Source organism: Streptomyces sp. CB09001, assembly GCF_003369795.1.
Lineage (GTDB): Bacteria > Actinomycetota > Actinomycetes > Streptomycetales > Streptomycetaceae > Streptomyces.
This window is the reverse complement of record NZ_CP026730.1, coordinates 5,963,929-5,981,278: the sequence shown is the minus strand read 5'-3', so window position 1 is coordinate 5,981,278 and position 17,350 is coordinate 5,963,929. Positions and strand designations below refer to the sequence as shown.

Sequence of the window (17,350 nt, the reverse complement as noted above, 5' to 3'; positions counted from 1 at the left end):
CATGACGACGACCACCGGACCGACCACCACGGGACCGAGGACCACCGCGGGACCGGCCACCACGGGACCCGCCACCACCGGGCCATCGAGATCCAGGGAGAACCACGTGACGACCGGAGCCACCGTCTGGCTCACGGGGCTGCCCAGCGCCGGCAAGACCACCATCGCCCGCGAGCTGGCCGACCGCCTCCGGGAGGAGGGCCGGCGCGTCGAACTGCTCGACGGCGACGAGATCCGCGAGTTCCTCTCGGCGGGTCTCGGCTTCGACCGCGCGGACCGGCACACCAACGTGCAGCGCATCGGCTTCGTCGCCGAACTGCTCGCCCGCAACGGCGTCACGGCCCTGGTCCCGGTGATCGCGCCGTACGCGGACAGCCGCGACGCGGTGCGCGAGCGGCACGGGGCGAACGGCACGGCGTACGTCGAGGTGCACGTGGCCACGCCCGTCGAGGTGTGCTCGGTGCGCGATGTGAAGGGCCTGTACGCCAAGCAGGCCGCGGGTGAGCTGACGGGGCTCACCGGGGTGGACGACCCGTACGAGGAGCCCGTCGAGCCCGACCTGCGCATCGAGTCGCAGGACCAGACCGTGCAGGAGTCCGCCGCGGCGGTCCACGCGCTGCTCACCGAAAGGGGACTGGCATGACGACGACCGCCGAAGCGGCGCGGGAGGGTACGGCGGGCCCGTACGCCCTCTCCCACCTCGACGCGCTCGAATCGGAAGCCGTGCACATCTTCCGCGAGGTGGCGGGCGAGTTCGAGCGGCCGGTGATCCTCTTCTCCGGCGGCAAGGACTCGATCCTGATGCTCCACCTGGCGCTGAAGGCGTTCGCCCCCGCGGCCGTGCCGTTCTCCCTGCTGCACGTGGACACCGGGCACAACTTCCCCGAGGTCCTGGAGTACCGCGACCGTACGGTGGACCGGCACGGGCTGCGGCTGCACGTCGCCTCGGTGCAGGACTACATCGACCGCGGGGTGCTCAAGGAACGCCCGGACGGCACCCGCAACCCCCTCCAGACGCTGCCGCTGACCGAGAAGATCCAGGCGGAGAAGTTCGACGCGGTCTTCGGCGGCGGGCGCCGCGACGAGGAGAAGGCCCGGGCCAAGGAGCGGGTGTTCTCGCTGCGCGACGAGTTCTCCCAGTGGGACCCGCGCCGCCAGCGCCCCGAGCTGTGGAACCTGTACAACGGCCGGCACGCCCCGGGCGAGCACGTCCGCGTCTTCCCGCTCTCCAACTGGACCGAGCTGGACGTGTGGCAGTACATCGCCCGCGAGGGCATCGAGCTGCCGCAGATCTACTACGCCCACGAGCGCGAGGTCTTCGCCCGCTCCGGCATGTGGCTGACGGCCGGTGAGTGGGGCGGCCCGAAGGACGGCGAGACGACCGAGAAGCGGCGGGTGCGCTACCGCACCGTCGGCGACATGTCCTGCACCGGCGCCGTCGACTCCGACGCCGACGACATCGAGAAGGTCATCGCCGAGATCGCCGTCACCCGGCTCACCGAACGCGGCGCCACCCGCGCCGACGACAAGATGTCCGAGGCCGCGATGGAAGACCGCAAGCGCGAGGGGTACTTCTAGACATGACCAGCACCACTGAACCCGTCGAGCCGCTGTCGGTCTGGCAGCTGTCGGAGACGACCCTGCTGCGGTTCGCCACCGCCGGCTCGGTCGACGACGGCAAGTCCACGCTGGTCGGCCGTCTGCTGCACGACTCCAAGTCGGTCCTCACCGACCAGCTGGAGGCCGTCGAGCGCGCCTCCGCGAGCCGCGGCCAGGACGCTCCGGACCTCGCGCTGCTCACCGACGGCCTCAGGGCCGAGCGCGAGCAGGGCATCACCATCGACGTGGCCTACCGCTACTTCGCCACCCCGCGCCGCCGGTTCATCCTGGCCGACACCCCCGGGCACGTGCAGTACACGCGGAACATGGTCACCGGCGCCTCCACGGCCGAGCTGACGGTGATCCTCGTCGACGCCCGCAACGGCGTCGTCGAGCAGACCCGCCGGCACGCCGCGATCGCCGCCCTGCTGCGCGTCCCGCACGTCGTCCTCGCCGTCAACAAGATGGACCTGGTCGACTACCAGGAGTCCGTGTTCGCGGCGATCGCCGAGGAGTTCACGGCGTACGCCACCGAGCTGGGCGTCCCGGAGGTCACCGCGATCCCCATCTCGGCCCTGGAGGGCGACAACGTGGTGGAGGCGTCGGCGGTCATGGACTGGTACGGCGGCCCGACGGTGCTCGAACACCTGGAGACCGTCCCGGTCAGCCACGACCTGGCGCACTGCCACGCCCGGCTGCCGGTGCAGTACGTGATCCGGCCGCAGACCGCCGAGCACCCCGACTACCGCGGCTACGCGGGGCAGATCGCCGCCGGCACCTTCCGGGTGGGCGACGAGGTCACCGTGCTGCCCTCGGGCCGCACCTCGAAGGTGTCCGCCATCGACGTGCTCGGCGAGCCGGTCGACGCCGCCTGGACGCCGCAGTCGGTGACACTGCTCCTCGAGGACGACATCGACGTCTCCCGCGGCGACCTGATCGTGCCCAGCGCGGACGCGCCGGACACCAGCCAGGACGTCGAGGCCACCGTCTGCCACGTCGCCGACGCGCCGCTCACCGTGGGCCACCGGGTGCTGCTCAAGCACGGCACCCGTACCGTCAAGGCGATCGTCAAGGACATCCCGGCCCGGCTCACGCTGGACGACCTGTCGCTGCACCCGCACCCCGGGCAGCTCGTCGCCAACGACATCGGCCGCGTGAAGGTCCGCACCGCCGAGCCGCTGCCCGCCGACTCCTACGCCGACTCGCGGCGCACGGGCTCGTTCATCCTGATCGATCCCAGCGACGGCACCACGCTCACCGCCGGCATGGTCGGCGAGTCCTTCGCCGCGCCGGAGCCGGTCAAGGACGCGGCCGACGACCACGGGTGGGACTTCTGACCATGTCCTCTCCCGACTTCTACTCCATGTTCGCCAAGGAGGGGGGCCGCGTCGGCAGCGGCTTCCTCGGCAGCGGCCAGGGCGGAGTGGCGCGATGTGCGCGGTGACGTACGCGCACCGCTTGCGCGCCCTCACCCCCCACAGCCGAAGACCTGCCGACCTCCCGGCCACGACCTGACACCTCGGACCAACCGACAGGCGTGCGTGCCGGACCAACGAGAGGAACACCTCCCGTGCCTGCCACCATCGCCCTGCGCCGCACCCTGGCGGTCATAGCCGCCCTTCCGCTGCTCACCCTGGCCGCCTGCGGGTACGGCTCCGAGGCGAAGGACGACGACACCGCCAAGGTCGCCGAGGGCGCCGAGAAGATCGACGGTCTCGACTCCGTCCGGATCGGCTACTTCGGCAACATCACCCACGCCACCCCGCTGGTCGCCAACCAGAAGGGCTTCTTCCAGAAGGCGCTGGGCGCCACCGAGGCCAAGTACGCGGTCTTCAACGCGGGCCCGTCCGAGATCGAGGCGCTGAACTCGGGCTCCATCGACATCGGCTGGATCGGCCCCTCGCCGTCGATCAACGGCTACACCAAGTCCGGCGGCAAGAACCTGCGCATCATCGGCGGGTCGGCCTCGGGCGGCGTGAAGCTCGTGGTCAACCCGGACAGGATCAAGTCCCTGGACGACGTCAAGGGCAAGCGCATCGCCACCCCGCAGCTGGGCAACACGCAGGACGTGGCGTTCCTCAACTGGATCGCCGAGCAGGGCTGGAAGGTCGACGCCCAGAGCGGCAAGGGCGACGTGACGGTCGTCCGCAGCGACAACAAGGTCACCCCGGACGCCTACAGGTCGGGTTCCCTGGACGGCGCCTGGGTGCCCGAGCCCACCGCCTCCAAGCTGGTCGCCGAGGGCGGCAAGGTGCTCCTCGACGAGTCGACGCTGTGGCCCGACGAGAAGTTCGTGATCACGAACATCATCGTGTCGCAGAAGTTCCTCAAGGAGCACCCGAAGGCCGTGGAGGCGGTGCTCAACGCGTCGGTCGGCACCAACGAGTGGATCGCGGCCAACCCGGACGAAGCGAAGACCGCGGCGAACGCGCAGTTGGAGAAGGATTCCGGCAAGGCGCTGCCCGCCGACGTGCTGGACCCGGCCTGGGAGTCGATCAAGCTCACCGACGACCCGCTGGCCTCCACCCTCGACGCCCAGGCGGAGCACGCCGTGAAGGCCGGTCTGCTGGAGACGCCCGACCTGAACGGCATCTACGACCTGACGCTGCTCAACAAGGTCCTCAAGGCCAAGGGCAAGCCCGCGGTCGACGACGCCGGACTCGGCGTCCAGTAAAGCCCGGATCCGACCACCCAGGAGGTGACGACCATGGCCACGACCACGACCCTCGCCAAGGCCGCCGACGGCACCGAGTCGGCCGCGTACGCCGCCCGGATCGAGCACGTCTCGAAGTCCTTCGCGGGCCCCGCCGGGCAGCAGCTCGTCCTGGACGACATCACCCTCGATGTCGCGCCCGGCGAGTTCGTCACCCTCCTGGGCGCCTCCGGCTGCGGCAAGTCCACGCTGCTGAACCTGGTGGCGGGCCTGGACAGGCCCAGCGCGGGCGGCATCAGCACGGACGGGCGGCCGGCCCTGATGTTCCAGGAGCACGCCCTGTTCCCGTGGCTGACCGCGGGCAAGAACATCGAACTGGCCCTCAGGCTGCGCGGCGTACCCAAGACCGAGCGCCGCGACAAGGCGGAGGAGCTGCTCGAACTCGTCCGTCTGAAGGGCGCGTACGGCAAGCGGGTGCACGAGCTGTCGGGCGGTATGCGCCAGCGGGTCGCGCTGGCCCGGGCGCTCGCCCAGGAGAGCAAGCTGCTGCTGATGGACGAGCCGTTCGCGGCGCTGGACGCCATCACGCGGGACGTGCTGCACGACGAGCTGACCCGCATCTGGCGCGAGACGAAGCTGTCCGTCCTGTTCGTGACGCACAACGTCCGCGAGGCCGTGCGGCTGGCCGAGCGCGTGGTGCTGCTGTCCTCCCGTCCCGGGCGCATCGCGCGCGAGTGGACGGTCGGCATCCCGCAGCCGCGCCGTATCGAGGACACCGCCGTGGCGGAGCTGTCCGTCGAGATCACCGAAGAACTGCGTGGGGAGATCCGCCGACATGGCCAGCACTGACACGACGCGTCCCGCCGGGGGCGCAGGCGCGAAGGACGGCGGCGACCTCGCCGGTCTGGAGGCGGGCCTGGACGCACTGGAGTCGGTGCAGCAGGGACGCACCCCGCTGCGGCAGACCCTGGTCGAGAAGGTCCTGCCGCCCACCGTCGCGGTCCTGCTCGTGCTCGCGGTGTGGCAGGCCCTGGTCTCCTTCGAGATCGTCGACGACCCCACCAAGCTGCCCGCACCGTCCGACGTGTGGGACGTGCTCCACCAGGCCTGGCTCCAGGGCGAACTGCTCGGCTACATCTGGACCAGCGTCTCGCGCGGTCTGCTCGGCTTCTGCTTCGCGCTGCTCATCGGCACCCCGCTGGGGCTGGTGGTGGCCCGGGTGAAGTTCGTGCGGGCGGCGATCGGCCCGATCCTGTCCGGCCTCCAGTCGCTGCCGTCGGTGGCCTGGGTGCCGCCGGCCGTGATCTGGCTGGGCCTGAACAACTCGATGATGTACGCCGTCATCCTGCTCGGCGCGGTGCCCTCCATCGCCAACGGCCTGGTGTCCGGCGTCGACCAGGTCTCCCCGATCTTCCTGCGGGCGGGGCGCACACTGGGCGCGACGGGGCTGAAGGGCACCTGGCACATCGTGCTGCCGGCCGCGCTGCCCGGCTACGTCGCCGGTCTCAAGCAGGGCTGGGCCTTCTCCTGGCGCTCGCTGATGGCCGCCGAGATCATCGCCTCCTTCCCCGATCTGGGGGTCGGCCTCGGGCAGTTGCTGGAGAACGGCCGCAACGCCAGCGACATGGCCATGGTCTTCGAGGCCATCCTGCTCATCCTGGTCGTCGGCATCGCCATCGACCTGCTGATCTTCAGCCCGCTGGAGCGGTGGGTGCTGCGCAGCCGCGGTCTGCTGGTGAAGGGCTGAGGTACGTCATGTCCGCGCGGCTCCGCCCCGTACTCCTGGTCGTCGCCCACGGCAGCCGCGACCCGCGGCACGCCGCGACCGTGCACGCCCTGGTCCGCCGGGTGCGGGCGCTGCGTCCGGACGTACGGGTGGAGACCGGCTTCCTGGACTTCAACGTCCCCTCCGTGCAGGGGGTGCTGGAGTCCCTGGAGACGGAGGGCGTGCGGGACGTGGTGGCCCTGCCGCTGCTGCTGACCCGCGCCTTCCACGCCAAGGCGGACATCCCGGCGGTCCTGGCGGCGGCGCCGCCGCGCCTGAGGATCCGGCAGGCCGAGGTGCTCGGGCCCTCGCCGCTGCTGCTGTCGGCGCTGGAGCGGCGCCTGTACGAGGCGGGTCTCACGCCCGCCGACAAGTCCTCGACCGGGGTCGTGCTGGCCTCGGCGGGGTCCTCCGACCCGGAGGCGATCGCAGTGATCGCTGAAATCGCGCGGGAGTGGCGGCTCACCGGTTGGTGTGCCGTGCGGCCTGCGTTCGCCTCCGCATCCCTTCCGCGCACCGAGGACGCGGTACGGCAGTTGCGCGAGCTGGGCTGTGCGCGCGTCGCCGTCGCCCCGTACGTCCTGGCGCCGGGCTTCCTGCCGGACCGTATCGCGCGGGGTGCGGCCGGGGCGGACGTGCTGGCGGACGTTTTGGGTCCCGCGCCGGAGGTGGCGCGGGTCCTGCTGGAGCGGTACGACGCGGCGCGGGTGCCGGTGGCGCTGGCGGTCGGGGCCTGAGGTCGACGACCCGTCGGGGCCGTCAGGGGCCCGTGAGCTCGACGAGCTTGGTGACCGTGTTCCAGTTGCGGCTCGTGGCGATCAGGCCCTTGTTGACGCGGTGTTTGGCGAGGGCCTCGGCCAGTTTGGAGCGGCCCAGGCCGTCCGGCGCGTAGAGGTACAGGACGCGGTCGCCGAGGCGGAACTCCTCGGGGCGGAAGGCCGGTTGGTCGATCGCCTCGAAGCGGTCCGCGTCGACGGGTGCGGAGAAGTAGGTGACGTGGAGCTGCTTGCCCTCCAGCTCGGCGGCCGGGAACGGGCACGCCTCGACGATCCCCTTCAGGTAGGCGTGGTCGCGCACGATCACGTCCACCGGGAAGCCGAACCGCTTCTCGATCGCCTCCGCCAGCTCCGCGGCCAGGGAGTCCTCGTCGCCGTGCGCGGCGGCGAAGACGGCCTGTCCGCTCTGCAGATGGGTGCGTACGGCGTCGTGGCCGAGGGAGGCCAGCAGCGTGCGCAGGTCGGCCATCGGGACCTTCCGGCTGCCGCCCACGTTGATCCCGCGCAGCAGCGCCGCGTACTTCGTCGTCATCGGCACACCATAGAACGGCCGTCGTGCCCCGTGGGGGTGGGCACGACGGCCTGGTCCGCGCCGGGCGGACGTGCGCGCCACTCTCGCCGATGCGGTGTGCGGGGTTCAACCACTACACACGCCTGTGACTTAATCAACAACTCTTCCAAAAGGCTCCGGCCCGCCACCGCACCCTGACCAACACCCCTGGGGCCGCCCGGTAGATGTAAGGGGCCGGGATCCTCCTCAGCGGTGAGGGCGGCGATACGGAGGGATGAGACGGCGCCGCCGCACGTCACCGAGGAGCACGACGCGACGGCCTTACGCGGCCCATACCTTCGAAAGGCAAGGTGACGGCAGGGGGCCGGCACCGCTCATGAGGGGGCAGGCCGGTCATGCGGAACCGAGAGACACGGGTGCGGGGCATAGCCGCCCGGGCTGGCGGCTGGAGTGCCCGGCACCGATGGGCCGCCGTCGGGATCTGGGTGCTGTTCGTCGTCCTGGCGATGGGGCTCGGTTCGGCGGCCGGCCGGGTCGACGTCAAGGACAGCGACCAGATGGGCGGCGAGACGCACACCGCCGCCCGGATCGTCGAGGACGCCGGGATCGACGAGCCGGCCAGTGAGACGGTCCTGATCCAGGCGAAGTCCGGTGGGGTGAAGGCCACGGACGCCGAGTTCCGGGCCGCGGTCGGCGCGGTCGTCACGGCGGTGGAGGGCACCGGGAAGGTCACCGGCGTCACCTCGCCGTACGACGCGAAGACGATCTCGAAGGACGGCCGCAGCGCCCTGGTGCAGTTCGACATGCGCGGCGAGGCGGACACCGCGGGCGAGCGGGTCGAGCCGGTGCTGAAGGCGGTCGAGGGGGTCCAGAAGGAGCACGAGTCGCTGCGGATCGAGGAGATCGGCGGCGCCAGCATGATGAAGACGTTCGACGACGCGTTCGGCGACGACTTCAAGAAGGCCGAGTACTCGGCGGTGCCGGTGGCCCTCGGCATCCTGCTCGTCGCCTTCGGCGCACTGGTGGCGGCGCTGGTCCCGGTGGCGCTGGCGATCACCGCGATCGTCGCGACGATGGGTCTGATGGGCCTGGTCAGCCACTTCCAGCCGATGAGCGAGACCGCCAACTCCGTGATGCTGCTCGTGGGTCTGGCCGTCGGCGTCGACTACTGCCTGTTCTACCTGCGCCGGGAACGCGAGGAGCGGGCCGCCGGGCGGGACGCGCAGACGGCGCTGAGGATCGCCGCCGCCACCAGTGGCCGGGCGATCGTCGTCTCCGGTGTCACGGTGTGCGTGGCGATGGCGGGCATGCTGTTCACCGGCATCGCCGAGTTCGAGGCGATGGGCCTGGCCTCGCTGATGGTGGTCGCGGTCGCCATGGTCGGCTCGGTGACGGTGCTGCCGGCCCTGCTGTCCCTGCTGGGCGAGCGGGTGGAGAAGGGCCGCCTGCCGTTCCTGCGCCGGCGCCGTCCCGGCGGCTCCGCGGGCGAGGGCAGCCGGTTCTGGACGGCCGTGCTGAAGCGCGTCCTGGCCAAGCCGCTGCTGGCCGCCGTGGTCGCCGTCGGAGCACTGCTGGCCGTGGCCGCGCCCGCCCTGGGCATGAAGACCCAGAACCTCACGCTGGACCAGGAGTTCGGCGACTCGCTGCCCATCGTGCAGACGTACAACCGGGTCAACGAGGCGTTCCCCGGCGGTTCGGACCCGGCCGAGGTGGTCGTGAAGGCGGACGACATCAACGCGCCCGAGGTGCGGGCCGCGCTCGACGACTTCCGGGAACGGGCGATCAGTTCGGGTGCCTCGCGCGGGCCGGTGGACATCACGATGCACGACGAGCAGAACGTCGCGTTGGTGTACGTGCCGCTGGTCGGCGGTTCCGACCAGGACAAGGCGGGCGAGAGCCTGGACAGGCTGCGGGACGAGGTGCGGCCGGCGACGCTGGGCGGGGTCGACGGCGTCGAGGCGCCGATCACCGGTCAGGTGGCGGGCAACAAGGACTTCAACGACCAGCTCGTCGGCTCGGTCCTGCCGGTCTTCGTGTTCGTCGTGGTCTTCGCCTTCCTGCTGATGCTGCTGTCCTTCCGCTCGCTGACGATCGCGCTCACCTCGATCGTGCTCAACCTGCTGTCGGTGGGCGCGGCGTACGGCATCCTGGTCGCCATCTTCCAGCACGGCTGGGGCGCCTCGCTGGTGGGCGCGGAGGGCGTGGGCGCCATCATCACGTGGCTGCCGCTGTTCCTCTTCGTGATCCTGTTCGGCCTGTCGATGGACTACCACGTGTTCGTGGTCTCCCGGATCCGCGAAGCGCGGCTGCGCGGGCGCTCCACCCGGGACGCGATCCAGCACGGCGTGGTCACCACGGCCGGGGTCGTCACCAGCGCCGCCGTCATCATGGTCGCGGTGTTCGCCATCTTCGGCACGCTGTCCATGCAGTCGATGAAGCAGATGGGCGTGGGCCTGGCGGCGGCGGTGCTGATCGACGCGACGATCATCCGGGGCGTGCTGCTGCCGGCCGTGATGTCGCTGCTCGGCGAGCGCAACTGGTACCTGCCGAAGTGGCTGCACCGGCTGCCGGACCTGACCCACGACGAGTCGCCCGAGGCGATCGCCTCGCCGGTCCGGGACGGCGAGCGCGGGGAGCGGGGCGAACCGGTCGGCGTCTGACCGGCTCCGGCCTGCACGCCACCACGGCCGAAGGGCCCGTCGGTTCCGGGGGAACCGACGGGCCCTTCGGTGTGTGCCGGAGCGCGCGCCGTCCCGGCCGGGTGCCGCCCGGGTCAGCCGCGCGCGGCGGCCAGTTCGGCCTCGATGAGGTCGGCGGCCCGCCGGGTGCCGCCCTCCTCGGCCATCCGTGCCTGGATCTCACTCAGGCGCCCCGCCACCTCCGCGTCCTCGACCAGGGCGAGGGCGGCGGTGCGCAGCGCCTCGGCGTCGGCCTCCTCGGTCGGAAGACTGCGGGCGACGCCGAGGCCCTGGAGCATGTCGGCGTTGCCGAACTGGTCCGCCGCCTGCGGTACGGCGATCATCGGCGTGGCGGTCGCCAGTCCCTCCTGGCTGCCGCCGGCGCCCGCGTGGGTGACGAACAGGTCGGCCTGCTGGAGGATCGCCAACTGCGGTACCCACGTGCGCACTTCGACGTTGTCCGGTACGTCGCCCAGCTCGGCCGGGTCGACGTGCCGGCCGACCTGGAGCACGGTGTGCCAGCCGGGCAGCCCGCCGAAGGCGCGGACGCACTCCCGGTAGAACGCCGGCTGCTTGGTGAAGGCGGACCCGAGGGAGACGAGGACGACCTTCTCCGCACCCTCGGGACGGGTCCAGTCGCCCTCGGCGGTGCGGTCCCCCTGGCAGGCGCCGACGAAGGTGTACGCCTTCTCGTCCACCCGGTCGGCGTTGGGCTGGAGCGCCTTGGGGATCAGCACCAGGGAGCGGTCGGGGCGGCCGGTGAACGGGTCGGGGTGGTCGGTGATCCCGTTCTCCTCCAGCCAGGCGTGGAAGCGGGCGTAGTACGCCTGCCCGCGCTCGGTCTTCAGCGGCTCCTCCCACATCGGCTCGGCGACCTCCTGCTCGTACCCCTCCCAGGCGACCATGCAGGGCGACAGGGAGATCACCGGCACGTCCCAGCGGCGGCCGAGGACGCGGGCCGGGTAGGAGGCGATGTCGTGCAGGACCAGGTCCGGCTCGTCCCCCTCGTACGCCTCGGCGAGTTGCGGGAGCGCCTGGATCGCGTCGTCGAGGAAGGGCTCCACGTTGTCCAGCAGGGTGCTCCCCCACGCCTCCGGGTCGGCGTCGGGGCCGGGCAGCGTGCTGTTCCAGAGCTTGGGTTCGGCGCCCGCCTCGGCGACCTTCTCGGCGAGGAGCGGCGGGATGGCGTACGTCACCCGGTGCCCTCGCGCGACGAGCTCGCGGATCACCTCGAGGCTGGGGTTCACGTGGCCGTATGCGGCGATGGAGAACATGGCGATGTGCGCGGGGCGACTGGTCATGCGACGACCGTACGCGAGACGATACGTCTCGTGCAACTGTTTTCGGTTCATGCCGTCAGCTCCTCGTGCAGCCGCAGCCACCGGTCGGGGGCGACCTCGCCGACGAGCACGCCGTGCTCCAGTCGCGCGGCCCGGAACGCCGCGTCCACCCGGCGTCGCGGATGGGCGCGGCGCAGGGACGCGTGCAGCGAGCCGCCGACGCCCGAGAACCCCAGCTCGACCAGGTCCGCCCAGGTGCGGCGGGCGGCGGCGCCGGTGAGCAGCGGGGCGGGGCGGCGTCGGATGCGCAGGACGCCGGCGTCGACGCGCGGCGCCGGGCGGAAGCGGTGGCGGCCCACCCTGCCCACCAGCCGCCAGTCGTGACGCGGCCAGGTCAGGACCGTGAGCAGGGTCCAGCGGCCGTAGTCTCCGGTGCGCTTGCGGGCGTACTCGAGCTGGGTGAGGAGGGTGGCGTCGGTGAGACCGGGCGTGCTCAGGCACCAGTCGACGATGTCGGCCGTGCGCGAGAAGGGCACGTTCCCGGCGACCGAGAACGGCGTGCGCGGCGGCCGGGCGGCGAGGAAGTCACCGGCGACGACGTGGACGTGCGGGGTCCGCGCGAATCGGGCGCGGAGCCCGGGGACGAGCCGAGCGTCGATCTCGTAGGCGTGCAGCTCGCGGCTGCGGCGGGCGAGCGGCTCGGTGAGGGCACCGTCGCCGGCGCCCACTTCGAGCAGGAGGGGCGGGCGACCCCGGTCGGGGACGGCGAGCCGCGCGACCCGTTCGGCGGTGGCGCGGTCGGCGAGGAAGTTCTGCGAGAGCGTGCGGGCACGCGGGGTGGGGCGGGCCATGGCCTGCGGTCCTTGTCTTCCGTGACAGGAGGGGAAAAGGGCAGCCGAAGGCCCTGACCGGAAGACGAAGGCAAAAGGGAATGCGAGGGCTCAGCCCCGCCGCACGCGTGTCGGAGGTGTGGTGCGTGTCGAGCGCGTCAGCGGCGGGGGGACCCCGGGCCGGTCAGGGCTCCGGGGCCACGACGCATCCTGATGGAGTACGTGCAGCCCCGGCCGAGACCGGAGTTGAAGATCGCGTTGAAAGCTGCCACGGAGGGGACGTTAGGCGCGCGGGCGCCCGGTCGGCAAACCGTTTTCGCGCGGCGGCCGTCAGCGCTGGTAGCGGGCGAGTACCAGGTTGCCGTCCTCCTCCAGTCTGTGGCGCAGTTCGTCCATGCCGATCGCCCCGCTGTAGTACTCCTGGAGCGCCGGGGTGGCCACCTTGTCCTTCCACTCGGCGTAGCCCCGCACGGACTGCGCGGGCGCCGGGCGCAGATGGGCGGCGAGCGCGGTGCCGGTGGCCCAGCTCCGTTCGGCCGTGTGCAGCGCTGGGTCCTTGAGGGCCTGTTCACCGGTGGGCAGCATCCAGTCGCCGAGCGCGAGGCGCACCATGTTGTCCGGCTGGAGCAGGAAGTCGACGAACGCGGCGGCTTCCTTCTTGTGCGGGCTGTCCTCGGCGATGGACAGGGTCTGCGGGCTGACGCCCTGGGCGAGCCCGTCGGCGCCGGCCGGGGCGGGCAGCACCTGCCAGTCGAAGCCCTCGGGTGCCTGCTGCTCGATCTGCTGGCGGTAGGAGAAGCCGAGCGGCACCATCGCGTACTTGCCCGCGAAGAAGCCGGGCAGGGTGTCGGAGCCGCCGCTGCCCAGGGTGGTGGGCGAGGCGCTGCGGTCGGTGCCGACCTGGTCGTGGACGGTACGGGGCACCACCTCGTCGCCGTCCTCGAGGCGGACCGTCACCTTGCCGTCGTCACCCCGGTGGAAGAGCCGGCCGCCGGTGGACAGGGAGAGGTTGAGCGTGGCGGAGACGGGCTCCTTGAGCGGCCAGGCCACTCCGTACCTCCCCTTCCCGCTCAGCTCCTTGGTCACCTGCCGGAACTCCGCCCAGGTCCAGGGGTGTTCCGGGGTCGGAATCCGGACCCCGGACTCCTTGAGCAGGGTCGCGTTGGCGATCAGCACCCGCGGCTCCTGGAGGAACGGCACGCCGTAGACGCCGTCGCCGAAGGTGACCGTCTCCCAGCTGTGCCGCGGTATGTCCGACCGCAGCCGCGCGGGGAGCAGATCGGTGAGGTCGGCGAGGTAGCCGCCGTAGGCGAAGTCGGCGAGGTCGTCGGAGGCGTCGTGGATGATGTCGGGTGCCTCGCCGCCCTCGAAGGAGGTGAGCAGTTGGTCGTGGACGCTGTCCCAGCTGCCCTGCACGTACTCGACGCGCACGTCCGGGTGCGTGGCGTTCCACTCCCGCACCAGTTCCCTGTTGGCCTTCACCGACTCGTCCTGCCAGGCCAGGGACAGGAAACGGAGGGTGATCCGGCCGTCGTCCGCCCCGTCGCCGCCGCCCGTGCAGCCCGCGAGGAGCAGGACGGCACAGGCGAACAGGGTGAGGATCCTCGTACGCGTCATCAGCTCTTCACCGCCCCGGCGAGCATGCCGCCCGTGATCCGGCGCTGGATGAGCGCGAAGACCACCAGCGAGGGCAGGGTCGCGAGGAAGGCCGCCGCGGCGAGCGGTCCGAGGTCGGCGACGCCCTCGGCGCCGATGAAGTGGGTGAGGATCACGGGCAGGGTCTGTTTCTCCGGGGTCTTCAGCAGCACCAGTGCGAAGAAGAACTCGTTCCACGCGGTGATGAAGGCGAACAGGGCCGTCGCCACGATCCCCGGCGCGAGCAGCGGCGCGGTCACCGACACCAGGGTCCGCAGCCGTCCGGCGCCGTCGACCGCGGCCGCCTCCTCCAACTCGCGCGGTACCGCGCGGACGTATCCGGCGAGCATCCACAGCGCGAACGGCAGCGACCACACGACGTACACCATGACCAGGCCGGGGACGGAGTTGATCAGGCCGAGGTTCTTGAGGACCAGGAACAGCGGGATGATCACCAGGACGAAGGGGAAGGCCTGGCTGACCACGACCCACCCGGTGGCCGCCTTGGCGAGCCGGCCGCGGCGGCGGGCCACGACGTACGCCATCGGGGTGGCGATGAGCACCGCGATCACGGCGGCGCCGAGTGCGGCGAGCAGGGAGTTGAGCCCGGCGTGCAGCAGCGGCTGCTCGTCGAAGGCCTGCCGGAAGTTGTCGAGGGTGGGGTTCTCCGGGATCCAGGTGGGGTGCAGACTGGCCAGCTCGCGCGGCGGTTTGAAGGCGATGGAGATCAGCCAGAGGAACGGGAAGGCCAGGAAGACCAGATAGCCGAGCAGTGCCGCGTACTGGCCGGTGCGGGCCGCGGTCGAGGTTCTCACGCCTCGTCACCTCCCTTGGATGCGGCGCGGAGCCGGCCGGCGAGGAAGACGGCCAGCAGGATCGCGATCACGGCGACCATGACGCAGCCCATCGCCGCCGCGTAGCCGAACTGGCCGTAGCGGAAGGCCTCTTCGTAGGCGAAGAGCATGGGCAGCCGGGTGCGGCCGCCGGGGCCGCCGTTGGTCAGCACGTAGACCAGGGCGAAGGAGTTGAAGTTCCAGATGAGGTTGAGCGCGGTGATGGCGAGTGCGACGGGTCTGAGGGCGGGCCAGGTGACCGTGCGGAAGCGGCGCCAGGCTCCCGCGCCGTCCACCGCGGCCGCCTCGTGCAGCTCGCGCGGCGTGTTCTGGAGTCCGGCGAGCAGGGCGACCGTCGTCTGCGGCATGCCGGCCCACACGCCGACGACGATGACGGCGGGCAGGGCGGTGCCGAGGCCGCTGAGCCAGTCGTGGCCGTTTCCGAGGCCGAGGTCGCGCAGCGTCTCGTTGAGGATGCCCGCGTCCGCGTTGTAGACCAGCCGCCACATGATGCCGACGACGACCTCGGGCATCGCCCAGGGGATGATCGCCAGGGCCCGGGCCAGCCAGCGCAGCCGGAGGTTCTGGTTGAGCAGCAGGGCGAGACCGAGGGCGAGCAGGAACTGCGGCACGGTCACCCCGACGGCCCACACCAGGCCGATCCGGAACGACTCCCAGAAGAGCGTGTCGTGCAGCAGGTCCTGGAAGTTGAGGGCGCCGATCCACTCGGTGGGCTCCGTGCGGCCCGACTGGGCGTCGGTGAACGCCAGCAGGATGCCGTAGAGCAGCGGCCCGACGCTGAGGACCAGGATCGGGATCAGCGCGGGCAGCACCAGGAACCAGGCGCCGTGGTCCGGTGCGCCCCGTGGGGCGGCCGGGCCGGGCGCGCGGTGTGCCGGTCTTCTCGACTCGGTCACCGATGTCACGTAATCAACCCCTTTGCGCGGCTTGGACGGGCCTGGTCATGGTCGTGAAGTGACCGCGTCCCGTCAAGAGGCCCCGACCTGCTCCCACCTGTGCGAATGGGACACTGACGGGCGGACGGCGGGAAACGGCATGGACACGGAGGCACGGGACGATGGACGAGGCACGGGCGCGGGAGGTGCTGGCCGCGGCGGGGGTGCTGCCCGGCCCGGGGTCGGAGGCGCGGCTGCTGGCCCTCGGTGAGAACGCGGTGTTCGCCGCGGGCGACCTGGCGGTCAAGGTGGGCCGCGACGCCGAACTCCTCGGGCGGGCACGCCGGGAGCTGGCCGTCGCCCTCTGGCTGGAGGAGGCGGGCGTCCCGGCGGTGCGGGCGGCGGAGCCGACGGCCCTGTTCGTCGACGGGCACCCGGTGACCGTGTGGCGGCGGCTGCCCGAACCGGTGCGGCCCACCGAGCCCCGGGACGTGGCCGCGCTGCTCCGGCTCGTCCACGAGCTGCCCCTCCCCTCCTCCTTCGAGCTGCCGCCCCGCGAGCTGCTGGGCGGGGTGGAACGCTGGCTGCGCCTGGCGGGTGACGTGATCGACCCCGCGGACGCCGCGTATCTGCGCGGGCGCCGGGACGGCTTCGCGTCGGCGGCCGCGGCGCTCACCCCGCACCTGACGCCGGGTCCGATCCACGGGGACGCGCTGCCCCGCAATGTGCACGTCGGTCCCGACGGGCCGGTCCTGATCGACCTGGAGACCTTCTCCGCCGACCTGCGCGAGCACGACCTCGTGGTGATGGCGCTGAGCCGGGACCGCTACGGGCTGCCCGCCGAGGCGTACGACGCCTTCACCGCGACCTACGGCTGGGACGTGCGCGAGTGGGACGGCTGCGCGGTGCTGCGCGGCGCCCGGGAGACCGCGAGCTGCGCATGGGTGGCGCAGCACGCGCCGAGCAACCCCAAGGCGCTGGCCGAGTTCGAGCGCAGGGTGGCGTCGCTGCGGGACGAGGACCCCGAGGTGCGCTGGTACCCCTTCTGACTCTCGAGGCCTCGCTCTCGTAGCTGCCCCTCGGGTCGTCCGCAGGCGTGAAGGGTCCGGGTCAGACCCGCTCGTCGGCCGGTTCCCCGGCCGGCTCGCGCAGCGGCCAGGTCCCGTCGACGACGGCCGTGGCGTCGCCCTTGCGGCGCAGGAAGCTCTGGAAGTCCGCCGCCCACTCGGCGTACCACTCGATCTGGCGGCGGTGCAGGTCCGCCGGGCCGAGGGCCGCGACCTTGGGGTGGCGGCCGGCTATCGCACAGGCGAGCCGGGCCGCGGCGAGGGCGTCGGCCGTGGCGTCGTGGGCGGCGTCGAGCGGGACCCCGTACTCCCGGCAGACGGCTTCCAGATTGCGTTTGCCCCGGCGGTAGCGGTCGACGGATCGGTCGATGGTGTACGGGTCGATGACCGGGGCGGGGTCCAGGCCGCCCAGCCGCTCGCGCAGGGACGGCAGTGCGTGGCGCCGCAGTTCGGCGGAGAGCAGGGTGAGGTCGAAGGCCGCGTTGTAGGCGACGACCGGGACGCCCGCCTTCCAGTGGTCCACGAGGACCGTGGCGATGGCGTCCGCCACCTGGTCGGCGGGCCGGCCCTCACGGGCCGCGCGTTCGTTGCTGATGCCGTGCACCGCGACCGCGTCCGCCGGGATCTCCACCCCGGGGTCGGCCAGCCACTCCCGCCGGCCGAGCGGCTGTGAGCCCCTGACCTCGATCACGGCACCCGTGACGATGCGCGCCTCGCGCGGATCGGTGCCCGTCGTCTCCAGGTCGAAGCCGATCAGCAGCTCCCGGTGCCAGCCCATGGGCGGTCCCCCTTCTTGGTGGTGCGTTCCCCCAGTGGTCTCCACCCTC

16 protein-coding genes are annotated in these 17,350 nt (G+C 71.9%); 9 read left to right on the top strand and 7 right to left on the bottom strand.

The annotated features are described in order from the left end of the window. The first annotated feature begins 1 nt into the window (after position 1). The 7 genes from cysC to C4J65_RS27735 all read left to right on the top strand — a co-directional run bounded on the left by cysC (position 2) and on the right by C4J65_RS27735 (position 6,754). Positions 2-643, top strand: a complete 642-nt coding sequence (gene cysC / locus C4J65_RS27770; RefSeq protein WP_240330536.1) for an adenylyl-sulfate kinase — start codon at positions 2-4, stop codon at positions 641-643. Then, positions 640-1,578, top strand: a complete 939-nt coding sequence (gene cysD, locus C4J65_RS27765) for a sulfate adenylyltransferase subunit CysD (protein WP_115744846.1) — start codon at positions 640-642, stop codon at positions 1,576-1,578. The genes cysC and cysD overlap by 4 nt, the downstream gene beginning before the upstream one ends. A 2-nt stretch (positions 1,579-1,580) precedes the next feature. Beyond that, positions 1,581-2,936 (top strand): GTP-binding protein, encoded by a 1,356-nt coding sequence (locus tag C4J65_RS27760; protein WP_115744845.1) that lies wholly within the window; start codon positions 1,581-1,583, stop codon positions 2,934-2,936. A 233-nt stretch (positions 2,937-3,169) separates the two neighbouring features. Beyond that, on the top strand, positions 3,170-4,273 hold the full coding sequence (locus C4J65_RS27750; protein ID WP_115744843.1) for an aliphatic sulfonate ABC transporter substrate-binding protein: 1,104 nt from the start codon (positions 3,170-3,172) through the stop codon (positions 4,271-4,273). Between the two features lie 33 nt (positions 4,274-4,306). After that, entirely contained in the window at positions 4,307-5,101 is a 795-nt protein-coding gene (locus C4J65_RS27745; RefSeq protein WP_115744842.1) for an ABC transporter ATP-binding protein, read from the top strand. After that, positions 5,088-5,999, top strand: a complete 912-nt coding sequence (locus C4J65_RS27740) for an ABC transporter permease (RefSeq protein WP_115744841.1) — start codon at positions 5,088-5,090, stop codon at positions 5,997-5,999. The genes C4J65_RS27745 and C4J65_RS27740 overlap by 14 nt, the downstream gene beginning before the upstream one ends. An 8-nt stretch (positions 6,000-6,007) precedes the next feature. Beyond that, the gene (locus C4J65_RS27735; protein ID WP_115744840.1) at positions 6,008-6,754 is read left to right on the top strand and encodes a sirohydrochlorin chelatase; all 747 of its coding nucleotides are present in this window, start codon (positions 6,008-6,010) and stop codon (positions 6,752-6,754) included. Positions 6,755-6,776: 22 nt separating this feature from the next. Here C4J65_RS27735 and C4J65_RS27730 read toward each other — a convergent pair whose 3' ends face one another. Further along, positions 6,777-7,325, bottom strand: coding sequence for a DUF1697 domain-containing protein (locus C4J65_RS27730; protein WP_115744839.1), 549 nt, complete (start codon positions 7,323-7,325; stop codon positions 6,777-6,779). Between the two features lie 374 nt (positions 7,326-7,699). Between C4J65_RS27730 and C4J65_RS27725 the strand changes: the two genes are divergently transcribed. After that, on the top strand, positions 7,700-9,964 hold the full coding sequence (locus tag C4J65_RS27725; RefSeq protein ID WP_115744838.1) for an MMPL family transporter: 2,265 nt from the start codon (positions 7,700-7,702) through the stop codon (positions 9,962-9,964). A gap of 113 nt (positions 9,965-10,077) precedes the next feature. On the opposite strand, the gene C4J65_RS27720 is transcribed toward C4J65_RS27725, so the two are convergent. From C4J65_RS27720 to C4J65_RS27700, 5 genes are all read right to left on the bottom strand, one after another. After that, positions 10,078-11,334, bottom strand: a complete 1,257-nt coding sequence (locus tag C4J65_RS27720) for a glycosyltransferase (RefSeq protein WP_115744837.1) — start codon at positions 11,332-11,334, stop codon at positions 10,078-10,080. Beyond that, positions 11,331-12,113, bottom strand: a complete 783-nt coding sequence (gene erm(O) / locus C4J65_RS27715) for a 23S rRNA (adenine(2058)-N(6))-methyltransferase Erm(O) (RefSeq protein ID WP_115744836.1) — start codon at positions 12,111-12,113, stop codon at positions 11,331-11,333. The genes C4J65_RS27720 and erm(O) overlap by 4 nt, the downstream gene beginning before the upstream one ends. Before the next feature lie 309 nt (positions 12,114-12,422). Beyond that, positions 12,423-13,709: a sugar ABC transporter substrate-binding protein gene (locus C4J65_RS27710; protein ID WP_115744835.1), complete on the bottom strand. Its 1,287-nt coding sequence runs from the start codon at positions 13,707-13,709 to the stop codon at positions 12,423-12,425. Next, entirely contained in the window at positions 13,709-14,542 is an 834-nt protein-coding gene (locus C4J65_RS27705; protein ID WP_115744834.1) for a carbohydrate ABC transporter permease, read from the bottom strand. Before C4J65_RS27705 ends, C4J65_RS27710 begins: the two co-directional genes overlap by 1 nt. Next, entirely contained in the window at positions 14,539-15,486 is a 948-nt protein-coding gene (locus C4J65_RS27700) for a sugar ABC transporter permease (RefSeq protein WP_115744833.1), read from the bottom strand. Before C4J65_RS27700 ends, C4J65_RS27705 begins: the two co-directional genes overlap by 4 nt. 152 nt (positions 15,487-15,638) lie before the next feature. Between C4J65_RS27700 and C4J65_RS27695 the strand changes: the two genes are divergently transcribed. Beyond that, a complete protein-coding gene (locus tag C4J65_RS27695) occupies positions 15,639-16,505 on the top strand; it encodes an aminoglycoside phosphotransferase family protein (protein WP_115744832.1) in 867 nt (288 codons plus the stop codon). Positions 16,506-16,566: 61 nt separating this feature from the next. Here the strand turns inward: C4J65_RS27695 and C4J65_RS27690 are convergent, their stop codons facing one another. Next, on the bottom strand, positions 16,567-17,301 hold the full coding sequence (locus C4J65_RS27690; RefSeq protein WP_115744831.1) for a 3'-5' exonuclease: 735 nt from the start codon (positions 17,299-17,301) through the stop codon (positions 16,567-16,569). Positions 17,302-17,350: the final 49 nt, after the last annotated feature.